General features: G+C 69.1%; 10 protein-coding genes. 2 read left to right on the top strand and 8 right to left on the bottom strand.

What is annotated here, in order from left to right; genetic code table 11:
- Positions 1 to 9 precede the first annotated feature (9 nt).
- Positions 10 to 3,675 carry a serine/threonine-protein kinase gene (locus tag WME76_RS12380; RefSeq protein ID WP_437960341.1) on the top strand — a complete coding sequence of 1,222 codons (3,666 nt, stop codon included), beginning with the start codon at positions 10 to 12 and terminating at the stop codon, positions 3,673 to 3,675.
- Here the strand turns inward: WME76_RS12380 and WME76_RS12385 are convergent.
- The 8 genes from WME76_RS12385 to WME76_RS12420 all read right to left on the bottom strand — a co-directional run bounded on the left by WME76_RS12385 (position 3,634) and on the right by WME76_RS12420 (position 11,966).
- Positions 3,634 to 6,339, bottom strand: coding sequence for an FAD-dependent oxidoreductase (locus WME76_RS12385; RefSeq protein WP_437960342.1), 2,706 nt, complete (start codon positions 6,337 to 6,339; stop codon positions 3,634 to 3,636). The genes WME76_RS12380 and WME76_RS12385 overlap by 42 nt on opposite strands.
- Positions 6,329 to 6,757 carry a hypothetical protein gene (locus WME76_RS12390; protein ID WP_437960343.1) on the bottom strand — a complete coding sequence of 143 codons (429 nt, stop codon included), beginning with the start codon at positions 6,755 to 6,757 and terminating at the stop codon, positions 6,329 to 6,331. The genes WME76_RS12385 and WME76_RS12390 overlap by 11 nt, the downstream gene beginning before the upstream one ends.
- Positions 6,750 to 7,799 (bottom strand): hypothetical protein, encoded by a 1,050-nt coding sequence (locus WME76_RS12395; RefSeq protein WP_437960344.1) that lies wholly within the window; start codon positions 7,797 to 7,799, stop codon positions 6,750 to 6,752. The genes WME76_RS12390 and WME76_RS12395 overlap by 8 nt, the downstream gene beginning before the upstream one ends.
- A complete protein-coding gene (locus WME76_RS12400) occupies positions 7,796 to 8,074 on the bottom strand; it encodes a hypothetical protein (RefSeq protein WP_437960345.1) in 279 nt (92 codons plus the stop codon). The genes WME76_RS12395 and WME76_RS12400 overlap by 4 nt, the downstream gene beginning before the upstream one ends.
- The gene (locus WME76_RS12405; protein WP_437960346.1) at positions 8,064 to 8,447 is read right to left on the bottom strand and encodes a hypothetical protein; all 384 of its coding nucleotides are present in this window, start codon (positions 8,445 to 8,447) and stop codon (positions 8,064 to 8,066) included. The genes WME76_RS12400 and WME76_RS12405 overlap by 11 nt, the downstream gene beginning before the upstream one ends.
- Positions 8,444 to 9,109 carry a hypothetical protein gene (locus tag WME76_RS12410; protein ID WP_437960347.1) on the bottom strand — a complete coding sequence of 222 codons (666 nt, stop codon included), beginning with the start codon at positions 9,107 to 9,109 and terminating at the stop codon, positions 8,444 to 8,446. The genes WME76_RS12405 and WME76_RS12410 overlap by 4 nt, the downstream gene beginning before the upstream one ends.
- Before the next feature lie 54 nt (positions 9,110 to 9,163).
- Positions 9,164 to 10,315, bottom strand: coding sequence for a polyprenyl synthetase family protein (locus WME76_RS12415; RefSeq protein WP_437962105.1), 1,152 nt, complete (start codon positions 10,313 to 10,315; stop codon positions 9,164 to 9,166).
- A gap of 328 nt (positions 10,316 to 10,643) precedes the next feature.
- Positions 10,644 to 11,966 (bottom strand): YecA family protein, encoded by a 1,323-nt coding sequence (locus WME76_RS12420; protein WP_437960348.1) that lies wholly within the window; start codon positions 11,964 to 11,966, stop codon positions 10,644 to 10,646.
- Positions 11,967 to 12,304: 338 nt separating this feature from the next.
- Here WME76_RS12420 and WME76_RS12425 point away from each other — a divergent pair, with 338 nt between their 5' ends.
- Positions 12,305 to 12,640: a hypothetical protein gene (locus WME76_RS12425; protein WP_437962250.1), complete on the top strand. Its 336-nt coding sequence runs from the start codon at positions 12,305 to 12,307 to the stop codon at positions 12,638 to 12,640.
- Positions 12,641 to 12,854: the final 214 nt, after the last annotated feature.

Raw genomic sequence — 12,854 nt, forward strand, 5'->3', positions numbered from 1 at the left:
GGATGAGCGATGGTTGAAGCTTCCGCCGGTACGGCCACCCCTTTCGTAAGCACCGCGCGGTTCCGCGTGAAAGGGCTGCTCGGCCAAGGCGCGATGGGGGTTGTCTACCGCGTCGAGGACGCGGAGCTCGGGTTCGACGTGGCCTTGAAGACGCTGCCGTCCCTCGACCCAGGTGACGGCTACGACCTCAAGCAGGAGTTCCGCCAACGCGCGCGCCTCGAGCACCCGAACCTCGTCACCCTCCACGAGCTCTTCCTCGAGGGAGAGCGCTGCTTCTTCACCATGGAGCTCATCGAGGGGCGCGATTTCACCGAGTTCTTCGGGCGCGGTGCCCCGCCCCTGGACGAAGCCTGGCAATCTGGCCTTCGCGCAGCGCTGCGGCAGCTGGTGGCCGCAGTGGCGGCGCTCCACGCGGGCGGGCTAATGCACTGCGACATCAAGCCCGGCAACGTGCTCATGGCTCGGGAGGGGCGTGCGGTGCTGCTCGACTTCGGCCTTGCGCGCGCGCTCGCGCCCGACGTGAGCGCAGCGGGGTCCGGGGCTCTCCTCGCGGGCACATACGAGTACTTGCCGCCCGACGAGCTGCTCGGCCGGCCCCGATCGGCGGCATCGGACTGGTACAGCCTCGGGGTGATGCTGTATGAGCTCGTGGCGGGAGAGGTGCCGTTTGCCCGCGAAGCAGGCGGGATGATGCTCGCCCGGCGCGGCCGCCAGGCGCCGCCGCGCCTCCGGGCCCTCCGGCCGGAGGCGCCGTCGTGGCTCGACGAGCTGACGGCTGCGCTCCTCGAGCCCATCCCCGAGCGCCGCCCGGATGCGACGGCGATCGCCGACCTGCTCGGGAGGGCGGGGGAGACAGGGAGGCCCGCGGCGCGTGGCCGGGTGGATGTCCCCTTCGTCGGTCGGCGCGCCGAGCTCGACGGGCTCCGCGCGGCCCTGTCCGCCGTCGCGCCGGGCGAGCCTGCGGCGGTCCACCTCAGCGGCCCTTCGGGCATCGGCAAATCCGAGCTCGTCCGCGCCTTCGTTCGCGAGGCGTCTGCGGAGGCGAGGCTGATGCTCCTCCGCAGCCGCTGTCATCCTCAGGAGTCGGTCCCGTTCAAGGCCCTCGACGGCGCGATCGACGATCTCAGCGAGCACCTGATCGAGGGATCGCCGGCCGGGGGTTGCGCGCTTCCCGACGCCGGCCCCCTGCTCCGCCTCTTCCCGGTGCTGCGCCGCGTGCCCGGCCTCGATGCGCAGACGGCAGAGCCCGACGTTGACGCGCGCATCGTCCGTCAGCGCGGCGCGCGAGCGCTGCGGGAGATCCTCTCGCGGATCGGCGCGGAGCAGCCCGTCGTGCTCTGGATTGACGATCTGCAATGGGGTGACCTCGACAGCCTCGCGCTCCTGCGCGCCATCCTCCAGGGACCCGAGGCGCCCGCGGTGCTCCTCGTGACGTCCTCGCGCGTCGAGGATGCAGGCAGCAATCCGATCCTCGGCGCGCTGGCCCACGATCCGTGGCCGCTCGACGCAGCGCGCTCGTTCCAGATCGAGCTGGGTCCGCTCCCGCCCGCCGACTCGCTCGCGCTGGCGCGCCGGTGGCTTCCGGGGGCCGACGCGATCCGCTTGGACATGGTCGTGCGCGACTCCAGGGGCTCGCCGTTCTTCGTGGGCGAGCTCGCCCGCGCCGGGGCGCACGACGGGCCGGGCTCGGCGCTGGATGCGCTCGTGGCGCAGCGGCTCTCGGCGCTGCCGGAGCTGGAGCGGCGCGTGCTGGAGGTGACCTCGGTGGCCGGGCGTCCCCTTCCGGAGCACCTCGTGCTGCGGGCCGCCGCGCTCGAGCGTGGCGCGCGTCCTCTCCTCAGCTCCCTCGAGCGGGCTTGCCTGCTGAGGTCCGCCCCGCGCGGGTCGGGGCCCGTCTTCGACACCTACCACGATCGCATTCGCGAGGCCGTCGTCTCCCACCTCGCGCCGGAGTCCCTGCGCGGGTGTCACCGCGTGCTCGCCGACGCGCTGTCGCGCGAGCCGGATCCGGATCCCGAGGCGCTCTTCACGCACACGCTCGGCGCGGGCGATCGCGCCGGGGCCGGCATCCATGCCGCGCGGGCGGCCGAGCGCGCGGCCGAGGCGCTGGCCTTCGAGCGCGCGAGCCAGCTCTACCGTCAGGCGCTCGATCTCGGGCCTGCGGTCGAGCAGCGGGCGCGGCTGCTCGAGCGCCTGGGGGAGTCGCTCGTCAACGCCGGCCGGGGAGCGACGTCGCCGCCGGTGTTCCTGGAGGCGGCGGCGCTGCGCGAGGGCGACGCCGATGCGGCGCGCTCGCTGCGGCGCCTGGCGGCCGAGCAGCTCGTGCGGAACGGCCAGGTGGACGAGGGCACCGACATCTTCCGGCGCATCCTCGGCGAGGTCTCCATCTCGCTGCCGCAGTCGAGCGTCCAGGCGAGCCGTCGCTCGGCGCTGGGGCTTGCGCGCTTCGTCGTGCGCGGGGCGCGGTTCCTCGAGCGGCGGGAGGAGGAGCTCGCGCCGAGGATCGCCCAGCGCCTCGATGCGATGTGGGGCGCCTGCGGCGGGCTAGGGATGATGAACCCGCCGCTGGGCTCGGCCGTCGCGATCCAGTTCCTGCTCGAGGCGCTCGAGGCCGGAGAGCCGCGGCGCATCGCGAACGGGCTCGCGTACGAGGCCGTCCTGGAGTCCGCGATCGGCGGACCCTTCTTTCACCGCCGGGTCGCGCGGCACCTCGAGGCCGCCGAGCGCCTCGCCGCCGCGCACGACGATCCCACGACGCGTGGCTTCGTCTTCTTCTCGCGCGGCGCGGCCGCCTGGCACGCCGGGCGCTTCGACGAGGCGCTCCGCGCCTGCGACGCGGCCATCGCCGTCTACGACGGCTGTCGGGGCATCGCATGGCACCGCGTCGCCGCGGAGAACTATGCGCTCTCCTCGCTTGCGTTCCTCGGCGAGCTGCGCGTCCTCCCGGCGCGCCGGCGCCAGGCCCTCGAGAGCGCGCGGGAGCGCGGGGACGACTTCGGCGCCGCTGTCTTCCAGATAGGTCAGCTCAACCTCGCCCGCCTCGCCGAGGACGAGCCCGCGCACGCCATCGCCGAGGCCGACGCCGTGAAGGCGAGCTGGCCGCTGCGGCACTACCACCACACGATCATCACGGTGCAGGCGGAGCTGTATCGCGGCGCGCTCGAGGCCGCGCGCGCGCGTCTCGAGGCCGCCTGGGCCGAGCTGCGCCGCGAGCGCCTCCTCGCGCTCGAGTTTCCGCGGATCGAGCTGCTTCATCTGCGCGCCCAGGTCGCGCTTGCCGCGCCCGCGTCCGGTCGGCCGTCGGCGCTTCGCGGCCGCGCCGACGCCGCGCGCGTGCGCGCGTGGGCATGGCGCATCGCGCAGAGTCAGCTCCCCCCGGCCGCGCCGTTCGCCGCCTCGATCCGCGCCGGCGCCGCTTTCCTGGAGGGCGAGCGCGCCCGGGCCGCGGCGCTGCTCGCCGGGGCCGCCGCGGGTTACGAGGCTGCCGGGATGGCGGTTCATGCGGCCGCGTGTCGCCTTGCCCGGGCGGCGCTCGACGAGCGCTCGTCTGACGACGCCCGGAGCGCACGCCAGCGACTGGCCGTGCTGGGCGCGCGCCGGCCAGGCCGCATCGCCCGGATGGTGGTGCCGTGGTTACCCGAAGACCGCCTGGAGCGCGCGGCGGAGGAGCGCTAGCGGCAGGCCGGGGATCGCGGGGAGCGCCTGGAGGATGCGGGGGAGCAGCTCGCCGGGAGCCAGCAGCGGCAGATCGCCGTCGATGAGGGACTCCACCTCGAGGATCTCGAGGAAGTGGGGGAGGCCGAGCTTCACCAGATCGGCGTCGAGCTCCTTGAGGAACTGGAGATCGTCGACCTCGTTTTCCTCGGGGTCGAAGAGCCGGCACGGAAGGGGGAGGCGCTCGTCCGGATGCGCCTCGTGGTAGTCATTGAGGACGGCGTTCACCGCGCGCCGGGCTGACTCGTTGGCCGATTCCATGGTGGTGAGGCGGGTCCGTGTCTTCACGTACGCTCCGGCGAGCACGACGCCCTCGAAGATCTCGTAGGCGTCGCGTTCGACCGTGCCGGGGTGGTTGTCCCAGTCGCCGGCGAGGTTGACGGGGTAAGGATGCAGGTTCTCGACAGGGCGCTCCTCCGCGCCGGACTGTCGCTCGTAGATCACTCCATCGTCGAGGTGATACGCGAAGGGGCGGAGCGGCTTCCAGCCCACATGCTCGATGTTCGCTTCTATCTGGCGCCAGACTTCGAGGGCAAGCTCATCCCTCGAGCATTGCGCGGCGCATCGGCCTCGGAGATGCTTGGATGGGGCATGCCAGTCTCCTATGTCGACCGAAAAGATGCTGATGTATTTGACTGTGTAATACGGGTCATCGGGGATTCGATCTCGCCAAAACTGGACCTGTGAGATGGCGGAGAGGCCCCACTCGGATTCCGTGAAATAGATATGTCCATGCGCTGGGCCGAGGTCCCCTTCGAGGTAAAATTGTATCCCGCTGTAGTGTTGCAGCGGGCCGATCGGAGCGCTCGCTTCCATCGGAAGGCCTCCCCGACGTGTGGGGTCTGGTAGAGGCCAGTCCAGGAGTGCGGCCATGGACGCAGGTATGTCTGCCATGGTGCTTGGGTCGCATCCATCGCAGAGATCTTTGAAGAGGCGCTTGGCATCCATCGGCGGCACGGCGAGCACCAGGTAGTCCGGCACATCTTTGGTGCACGTCCCGGAGGGTTTCTCGAGCGTGAGCTTCAGGCTGTCGTTCACGAGCTTCAGTGACACCAGCTTGGCACGGACAAAATCCACCTGCCTTAGCTTGAGGTATGCCTTCCACGGATCGAACCATGATCGGCTCGTGGGGCCATTGAGGGTGCCGTCACGAAGTCCCGTCGCCGTGAGCTGGTCGAGCAGAAGCTGTATGGTAGCCGTGCCTATGGTGCGGGCGTCTGCCAGGCTCGCCCGGAGACCTACGAGCGCCTGGGGCCATCGCTCGATGAAACGCTGGAACCTTTCGCTGTACAGGTGTGCGCCCAGAAAGTCCGACCAGGTGACGGCCTCGTAGCCTCTTCGTCGTTCCTCGCACGAGGTCATGTATTTCAAGAGCCTGAGCTGGAAGATGAGCCCGTCTCGTGGATCGACTCCGAGGCGATCGATGGAAACAGAGATCAGCTTGCGGAGCTCCAGGAGCGATCGTGGTGGCAGTCGGGAGATCGGAATGGCCGGCGAGCCGTCTCCGGTGGCAATGGAGAATTCATATGTCGCGACTATGTTGTCGTAGACGGTTCTGGGGGACTCGATGCGAGCCGCTGCTTCGAGGAGAAGATCCAGATCGCTCTCGGCGCCATCTCTTATTGTGGTTGTAGGATCGTTTGCACGTCTTTGGTTTAGCTCTTCCATGCGACGTTCGTCGCGTGGTCGCGGCGAAGTGGGCGATTCAAACACCGGTATCCGCTTCATGGTGTCGAACAAGTTGCGGTAGAACGCCGGGAAGTAGCGGTACCCGTGCTCGCCTGGAGCTAGTTGCTCGAAGAGGCGAAATCGGGCGACGACACCCTGCTTCGGCTCGTCGATGAAGGATCGGGCGATGCCTCCAACCCCGAGCGGAAACAGCACGACGGTGATGTTTTCTTTGTATTTGTATTTGCATATGTCACCGTCGACGGCTTTCAGTCCTGCGAGTTCGGCTGTCGCGATCATGGTGACGAGCGCGCGGAATCTGGATAGTATGATTGCGCGAGGGTCATCACGGCGGATGTTGAGGATCTCTAGCAGTTTGCTGATGTCGAGGATGAGTCCTTGTGGGACAAGATGTTCTATAATTCTTTTGAGATTTTTGCGTAGTTTATCTTCGTTGATGTCTATGCACGCGGATTCATCGTTTGTGGCGTACCCTTCGACGAAGACATCCATACGGAACGTGTCGGGGGCGACTTGTTGGCCTGACGATGGCGCGGGCAAGTTTTTTAGATATTTTTCGAGCTCTTCTGCGATCTTGTGGATTGCTTTGATGCCCGCGCAGTCTGGCTCGAACTTGCCGGGGTTGAAGGTTACGGCTTGTCCGAATATCTCCCCGATGGCGTGGGCTTGGGCCATCACGGCTTCTGCTCGTCGGAGGCGTGGAGCCCTCTCCTCGGTCGGTGTGACAGGGGCAATTCGGCTCCACTGCGTGCGGGCCATCCCTCCGATCTCGCATTCGCTCTGATCGAAAGGACGACCCTCTTTCTCCACGACAGTCACCTTGAAGCCTCGCTCGCTCAGCTCGTGCGCGGCCGTGAGACCGGCGATGCCGCCGCCGATGACATGGACCTGCTTCCCTCGCTGCTTCCGAGGCGGTGCCGCGGTCTTATTCCCCATACCCCTCATCCTCTCCCGCATCCCTCCGGAACGCCCTCATCAGCTCTCCCTGCTCCGGGCTGCGCGCCGCGCCGTTCAGGTAGGCCGCGAGCGCGCCGAAGCACGCCTCCAGATCCTCCACCGAGCCTCGCAGGAATACCCGCTCGGCCACGATCGCGCCCTCCAGGTCGTCCTCGCCGTCGGCCAGCGCCACGATGGCGCGGCGGCTCGTGCGCGCCTCCACGCCGGCCTGGTCCATCGGCGGCCCCAGCACGACCTGCTCCCCCTCCGCGCGGATCCCCAGCGCCTCCCCGCCCACGGCGAGCTTCAGCGAGCGCGGGCCGAGCCGCCGCGCCACGAGCGCGTACAGGCGCGGCGCGTCGCGGGCGATCTTCGCGAGCGACTCGGTCAGGTACTCGGCGAAGGGGCGCTCAGGCACTCAGGAACTCGAAGACGGCGCGGTGCTGGAGCGCGACGCGCGCGCCGAGCGCCGTGCCCTGGACCGTGAGCGTGCCCGCGACCTCGTTGATGACGGTGACGCCGTCGTCGGCGTCGTTCGGGATGATCACCTGCGCGACGTCCTGCGTATCGAAGACCGCCTCCAGCGCGTCGCCTCGCGAGGCGGCGCGGACCACGAGGCGGCGCGGCACGTCGGTGGCGATGGACGGGGCCACAAGCGCCATGGAGCTCGGCAGGCGCAGGAGGCGGACCGGGCGCAGCAGGCCCTCCCGACGGACCGTGATCTCGTGATCGCGAAACGTGCGGAGCAGCCGATCGTCTCGCCACACGAAGAAGAGCTGCATCAGCGCGGCGGTGTTTCCCCGGCTGTTCAGGCGTGCGAACACGACCGTCCAGGGGTTCTCGGCCCCGGACGGCAAACCGTACCCCCACTCCCAGGCGAAGTTGTTGCCCCAGCCGAAGCTGCCCCAGTTGTGGTCGTGGTAGGCGGGGGCGTCCCGCAGCGTATAGGTGCGCTCGCCGACGTGGACGGTGCCCGTCGCGCGCGAGCGCGGCACGACTGCCCAGTTGATGGCGCGGCCGTCGAGGCCGCGCACGTTGTTGACGAGGGAAGGGAAGGTGACCGGATCGAGGCGAAGATCGGCCGTGACCCGCGCCTCCGGCGCCTGGATGTGGAGGACATAGGCGCCGCGCTCGAAGGTGACACGGGTCGAGCCGATCGCGACGTCGATGGCGCCGCCGCGGACCCGCACCTCGGAGCCGGGATGAAGGCGGACGGAGCCGGACCACGTATCCTCGTGGACCAGCACGCTGAGGCGAGCGAGCTCGCTACCGGCGGGCGCCATCTCCCGGAGGTCGTCGACGACGCTGAGGTTGATGAGCAGCTCGAGCCCCTCGGTCGCGATACAGAAATGCAGCCACTCCTTGTGTCCGCGCTCGCCCCCGTAGCGCCAGGGAGAGCGGCGGAGATAGTCGCAAGCCTCGATCGCCTCGGCGAGCGTGCCGCCGGCGCCCGCGCTCATCGGAGCAGCTCGTGGAGCGAGACGGACTCGGCGGCGCACTGCGCGGGCGGGCGAGATGGATCGGGCCCGGCCGTCTCGAGCGAGCGCATGGCGCGCTGGCGGAAGGCGACGAGCCCGAGCATGAAGAGCAGGAAAGGCTCGTCGGCCGGCGCAGGCTCGTCGGTCGAGACCGGATCGAGCGCCACGTCAAGACGGCGGCAGAGCGAGACGAGGCCGAGGATTGCCTGGAAGAAGAGGTTGCGGTCCTGGAACTCGTCGGGGCGCTCATCGAGCACGGCGGCCTCCGGCGAGGCGGCGATCAAGCACCTTCGAGAGCAGCGCGTGCAGGTCGACGCCGGCGATGGCGCGGGCGAAAGCATCGAGGATCGCCGTCGGCACGACGGTCTCCTCGCGGTCATCGAGGACGTTGAGCGTCACCGCGTCCCACGCGACACGGCCCTGGCGAACGAGATCGGACCGGGAGAGTCGCTCGACCCACAGCTTCCCCTCGTCGGTCGTCGCGAAGGCCCTGCCTTCTGCGATGAACGCGCGGAACAGCGCCTGAGCGGCGACCGGGTGGCGGAAGACGATCTCGTGCAGCTTGCCGAGGAGCTCGGCGGCCGGATCGTCCGCGGGCAGCCCGACCGTGGGGATCTCGTCGGCGCTCATCTCGCAGCGCCTCGGGTCGACGTTTCCTGCGCGCATGGCGCGCTCGTACCCAGCTCGGATGGTGGCTTCACCGGCGCGGGCTCTTTCACGACGAGCTCGACGATGAGCTCGACGCTCGGGTGCGCCTCGCCGTGGGCTTCCAGGGGGAGTCGCGCCTGATACCGGCCGGGGTCGAGGTGATCGCTCGGAGCGAACGTCAACGTGACCGCGCTCGTGCGCTTGCACTGCACGTCGACCTTGGCCGGCTGCGGATGCACCTGGATGAAGATCGAGCCCTTCGTCCGGTCCCCCGCGGGATGGAGCTCGAGCACCTCCGGGAGCGCGTAGCTTCGCCGGTGATCCGCGTCGTTTTGGATCTTGAAAGAAGCGCGCGTGCTCTGCCCTCTCGTCATCGTCGCGCAGACGAGCGCCTGCACGGGGCGCTTCTTCGCCGCACCTTCGGCCGCGGCGCGCCGCCGCTGCAGGTACGTCAGCACGGTGCCTGTCTGCGCGGTGCCGAACTCGGCCAGGTCGCAGAGGATCTTCGTTTGCAGCTTGGCGAGATCGAAGAGGACGTCCCCGACGGGGAAGCCCTTCGGCGGCGCGCCGGAGCCGCGCAGGATCTGCTTTGCCGCGTGGAGCGCCGCGAACTGGGCGACCAGCAGCCCTTTGCCCGCTTTCAACGCGCGCTCCGCGACCTCACCGACCTCTCTCCGCTCTTCGTCTCGACTCATTGCTCACCAGTCCCGCTCGGTAACGAAGTCAATCAGGGCCCGCAGGACGGCGCGGTGCACCGAAGGGCCTATCCGATGCGCCAGCGAGTCGAGCGTCCGTCCCGCCGCGCGCGCCCGCCGGACCGCGATCGCACGAGCATGGCTGAGGCTTGCATGGTCACGCAGCAATTGAAAGAGGCGCGTGACGTCGGTGCTCGTCCGGATCGCACGTTCACCCCCATCCACGGCGGCGCGCGCGCGCTCGATCTCGAGGCGGGCATCGGGCGCGAGGCGGCCTCCGGCCTCCATGCCAGCCAGGAGGTCGGCGAACGCCCGGGCTGCGGCGTCGACCTCCGCGGAGCGGGGGCGCTCCTTGCGGAGGATCACGTGGATCTCGGCGCGCTCCTCCGGCGTCGCCGAGCGCAGCAAGTGCAGCAGGATCAACGTGTGCTTGCCTTCCCAGAGGTCTCCGCCGATCTCCTTGCCGTAGGCCTGTGGCTCGGCCGCGAGGTTGAGCACGTCGTCCTGGATCTGGAACGCCGAGCCGAGGCGGGCGGCGAGCACGAACAGGCGGCGCAGCACCTCCTCAGGTGCTCCCGCGGCGATGCCGCCGGCGAGCATCGGCGTGATGAAGCTGTAGTAGCTCGTCTTCTTGTGAACCATGCGCAGGTAGTCCGCGTCGCGCAGGTCCCAGCGCGCCCCGCGCACCCACGCGAGCTCCATGGCCTGTCCCTCGGCCGACTCGCGCGCCATGCGGGACACGAGGCGGAGCACGCGGAGCGCCTTGCCCAGACCGAGCAGCCGAGTGTTGTCAAGCAGCGGCCCGAGCGCGAGCGCGAGCATGCCGTCGCCGATGTTCACGGCGATCGGAACGCCGTGCTTCACGTGGAGGGTCGGCTCATCGCGTCGCCGGAGCGAGCCGTCCTCCACGTCGTCGTGGATGAGGAAGGCGTTATGGTAGAGCTCCAGCGCCGCCGCGGTGGGCAGCACCGCCTCCATCGAGCCTCCGAGGGCGCGGCAGGTCGCAACGGCGAGCGCCGGGCGCAGGGCCTTCGCCCGGCGGAGCGGATAGTCGCGCATCAGGTCGTAGAACGGGATGTCGCGCGGTTGCCGGCGCGGGATGAAGCGCTCGATCTCGGCGAGCGCGAGCTCCCGGCACTCACCGAGGTACTCCATCAACTCCGTGGAGCTCAGCCCTCGGTCATGATCGAGGCGGGGAGGATGCACTGTGCCACTCCTACCAGATCTGAGCCAGATGGATCCAGCGCTCACGATGGCCGAGAGCCAGGCTGCGTGGGATCGCTGAGCGCTCCGCGGGCGAGACGGCCGGCAGCGGGAGGATGCGAGCGCAGGTGCTCGTCGTCGCCGTCGCCCGGAGCATGCCAACCGGTTTGAGACAGGCCGGACGAGAATCCTCTGAGTGGATCGCGCTGTGGAGCGCGCTCCGGCCCTGGGCAGCATCGGGTCGAGATCGGGCAGTCGACGACAGAGCCTCCCGCTGGAGCTACTTCCCGCAGCACCTCTTCCACTTACGCCCACTTCCACAGGGACAGGGATGTTGCCGCCCGATCGATGCCGTGCTCGCGTCCCGCCTGCGCCCTGCCTGATCCGCCTTCAGCAGCGGGTCGAGCACCATCCACGTCTTGGCCGGTGTCCAGGGCTCGTGGAGCGCCTCAGCGAGTTCGCCCGGCAGGTAAAACTGCTCCGGCGTTCTGCGAGCCGTGGCCGCGATGAGGTGCAGCGACAGCAGCAGCTTCTTGCCGTCCGTGATCCCGTCGGCCCACGACATCAATGGTAGCGTGCGGACGAGCTCTTCTCGGATCGGGTCATCCGCATTCGTCGCGTCCGGCTCGAAGTAGCGCTCGCCGACCCTGCGGAGCGTCGCTTCGAGCTCCTCGGCAGGCGCTTCAAGGAGCTGCGCTGTGATCTCGCAGCAGAGCTGCACCTCTCGGCCCATCGCATCCCGGAGCCGCTTGGCCTGGGGCGTGCGGGCGGTACCGGGAGCCGCACGAAGCGCCTTCGAGATCTCGGCGCGGGTGCCCTTCGCTCGAATTCCGATCGCGAGGAGCGCGAACAGCGTGTCGAGCAGCTCGAAGAAGCTCACGTCCTCGGCCAGCGCCTGCTTGTAATCCGGCAGCATGAGCCTGCCGAGGCGCGCGGCGGCCCACGCGCCCTTGAGGATGAACGTGACGACGCCCGTCCCGGTGAGGGGATAGCTGAACGCGGCTCGCGCTCCTCTGTGCTGATGGGTGAGCGACACGTACTGCTCTCGATCGGCGGTGATCGCGCCCAGGAGGGCCATGTGCCCCGCGGCGTGCAGGAGGTTCCAGTACGCGTGGAGGACCTCCTCGTCCTGGGCCCGGCGGCTGCGACGCGTCCGGAGCATGGGCCCCTGGAGCGAGAGCTCCCGCCCCATGGCCAGGTAGAGGTCGAGGAACACCGGTCCGAGGAGCGGCTCCCAGGCCGCGACGGCGAGGAACTCCTCACGGCTCACCGAGTCGGACGCAACGAGCAGTCGCCGGAGCAAGCGCGCGTGCCCTCGCTCTCCGCCGAGCTGCTTCGCGAGGACCATCTTCTCCCGGAGCCGGGTCACCTGGCGAGAGATCGTGTCGAGCTCGCCGCGCTTCACGATGGGGAGATCCCCGGCCCGCATGCCCCGACCGAGGCACGTGACGAAGTGGCCGTTGCGTGTGACGACCAAGAACGGCCCCTGCACGGGATCGTCGAGCGAGATCGCCACCCGCTCCACGCGCTCCGGCAGCGTGGCGGCGTCGAGCACAGCGCGGAGCAGCTCCGGGTCGCGGTAGAGCTCGAGTGCGAGATCCACCTCGCTGCGCGGCAAGCGATCGAGGCGTGAGAGGAAGTGCTCCGCATGTTGCACGCCGGCCTGGGTACCCGCACGGACAGAGAGCGGCAAGCCCGGAGCGTCCTCCGACATCGGTCTAATTTTGTGATAAATTGTGATGCTTCGCAGGAATGGTGGTCGATGTCGCCAGGCCATGATCTCGTCAGCGCCCGGAGGCGCATGCATAGACCATGGTTTGCCAATTTCTGGCGGCCGTTTCCTCTGCGCTCGCGTTGCTGGCCGGCCTTAACGGACCGCATCGACGTGGTCATGGCGTTCGTCCGCTGGAGCGGCATCGCCCCGCCTGCTCGGTTGGTTCGATGACCGGATCGCCGCGGATCTGCGGCTCTGGGACGCGATCGACCAGCATCGGCTGGTACCCTTCTTCTATCACGGCATCCACGACGGGGTGGACGGCCAGGGTCGACGAGCTGAGGAGGCTCGCCCGCGACGGGGACGTGAGCCTCGCGCGGTTCCTCGAGGAGACCGGGCCTGAGCTCGAGGACGTGGTCGCCGGCCAGCGGTCGTGGTCCGACCTGCGTGGTGAGGCGAGCTATGTGCGGCACGAGGGCGAGCTGCCGATGGCGATCACGTGGCGGCTGCACCATGCGCTGCCGGGAGACCTGTTCGCGTCGTTCGCGGCGGCGGTGGCGTGAAGGGGGGATCCGGGCCTACGAAGCCTCCGTTTGAGGAGCCGAGAGGCGCAGGAGCTGGCTACCGCCCTTCTTTCCCCTATTCGCAATGATTGCTTCCAGAGAAGGGCCGGAAGGCGAGCGTGCACGTCAGAACACTTTCCTGAACGGGATCGCGCGAGGCGTCACCACTGAATCGAGGGAGCCGGCGCGGCGTCGTTTGTCGTGGCTCACGAGC

The sequence above is a fragment of the Sorangium sp. So ce119 genome (assembly GCF_051524405.1).
Taxonomy (GTDB): Bacteria; Myxococcota_A; Polyangia; order Polyangiales; family Polyangiaceae; genus Sorangium; species Sorangium cellulosum_G.

Bases quoted from the DNA above. Each gene is read 5' to 3' on its own strand.
- WME76_RS12405 (WP_437960346.1), bottom strand. From the start codon at position 8,447: ATGAGCGCCGACGAGATCCCCACGGTCGGGCTGCCCGCGGACGATCCG.
- WME76_RS12415 (WP_437962105.1), bottom strand. From the start codon at position 10,315: ATGGAGTACCTCGGTGAGTGCCGGGAGCTCGCGCTCGCCGAGATCGAG.
- WME76_RS12395 (WP_437960344.1), bottom strand. From the start codon at position 7,799: ATGAGCGCGGGCGCCGGCGGCACGCTCGCCGAGGCGATCGAGGCTTGC.
- WME76_RS12425 (WP_437962250.1), top strand. From the start codon at position 12,305: ATGACCGGATCGCCGCGGATCTGCGGCTCTGGGACGCGATCGACCAGC.
- WME76_RS12380 (WP_437960341.1), top strand. From the start codon at position 10: ATGGTTGAAGCTTCCGCCGGTACGGCCACCCCTTTCGTAAGCACCGCG.
- WME76_RS12385 (WP_437960342.1), bottom strand. From the start codon at position 6,339: ATGGGGAATAAGACCGCGGCACCGCCTCGGAAGCAGCGAGGGAAGCAG.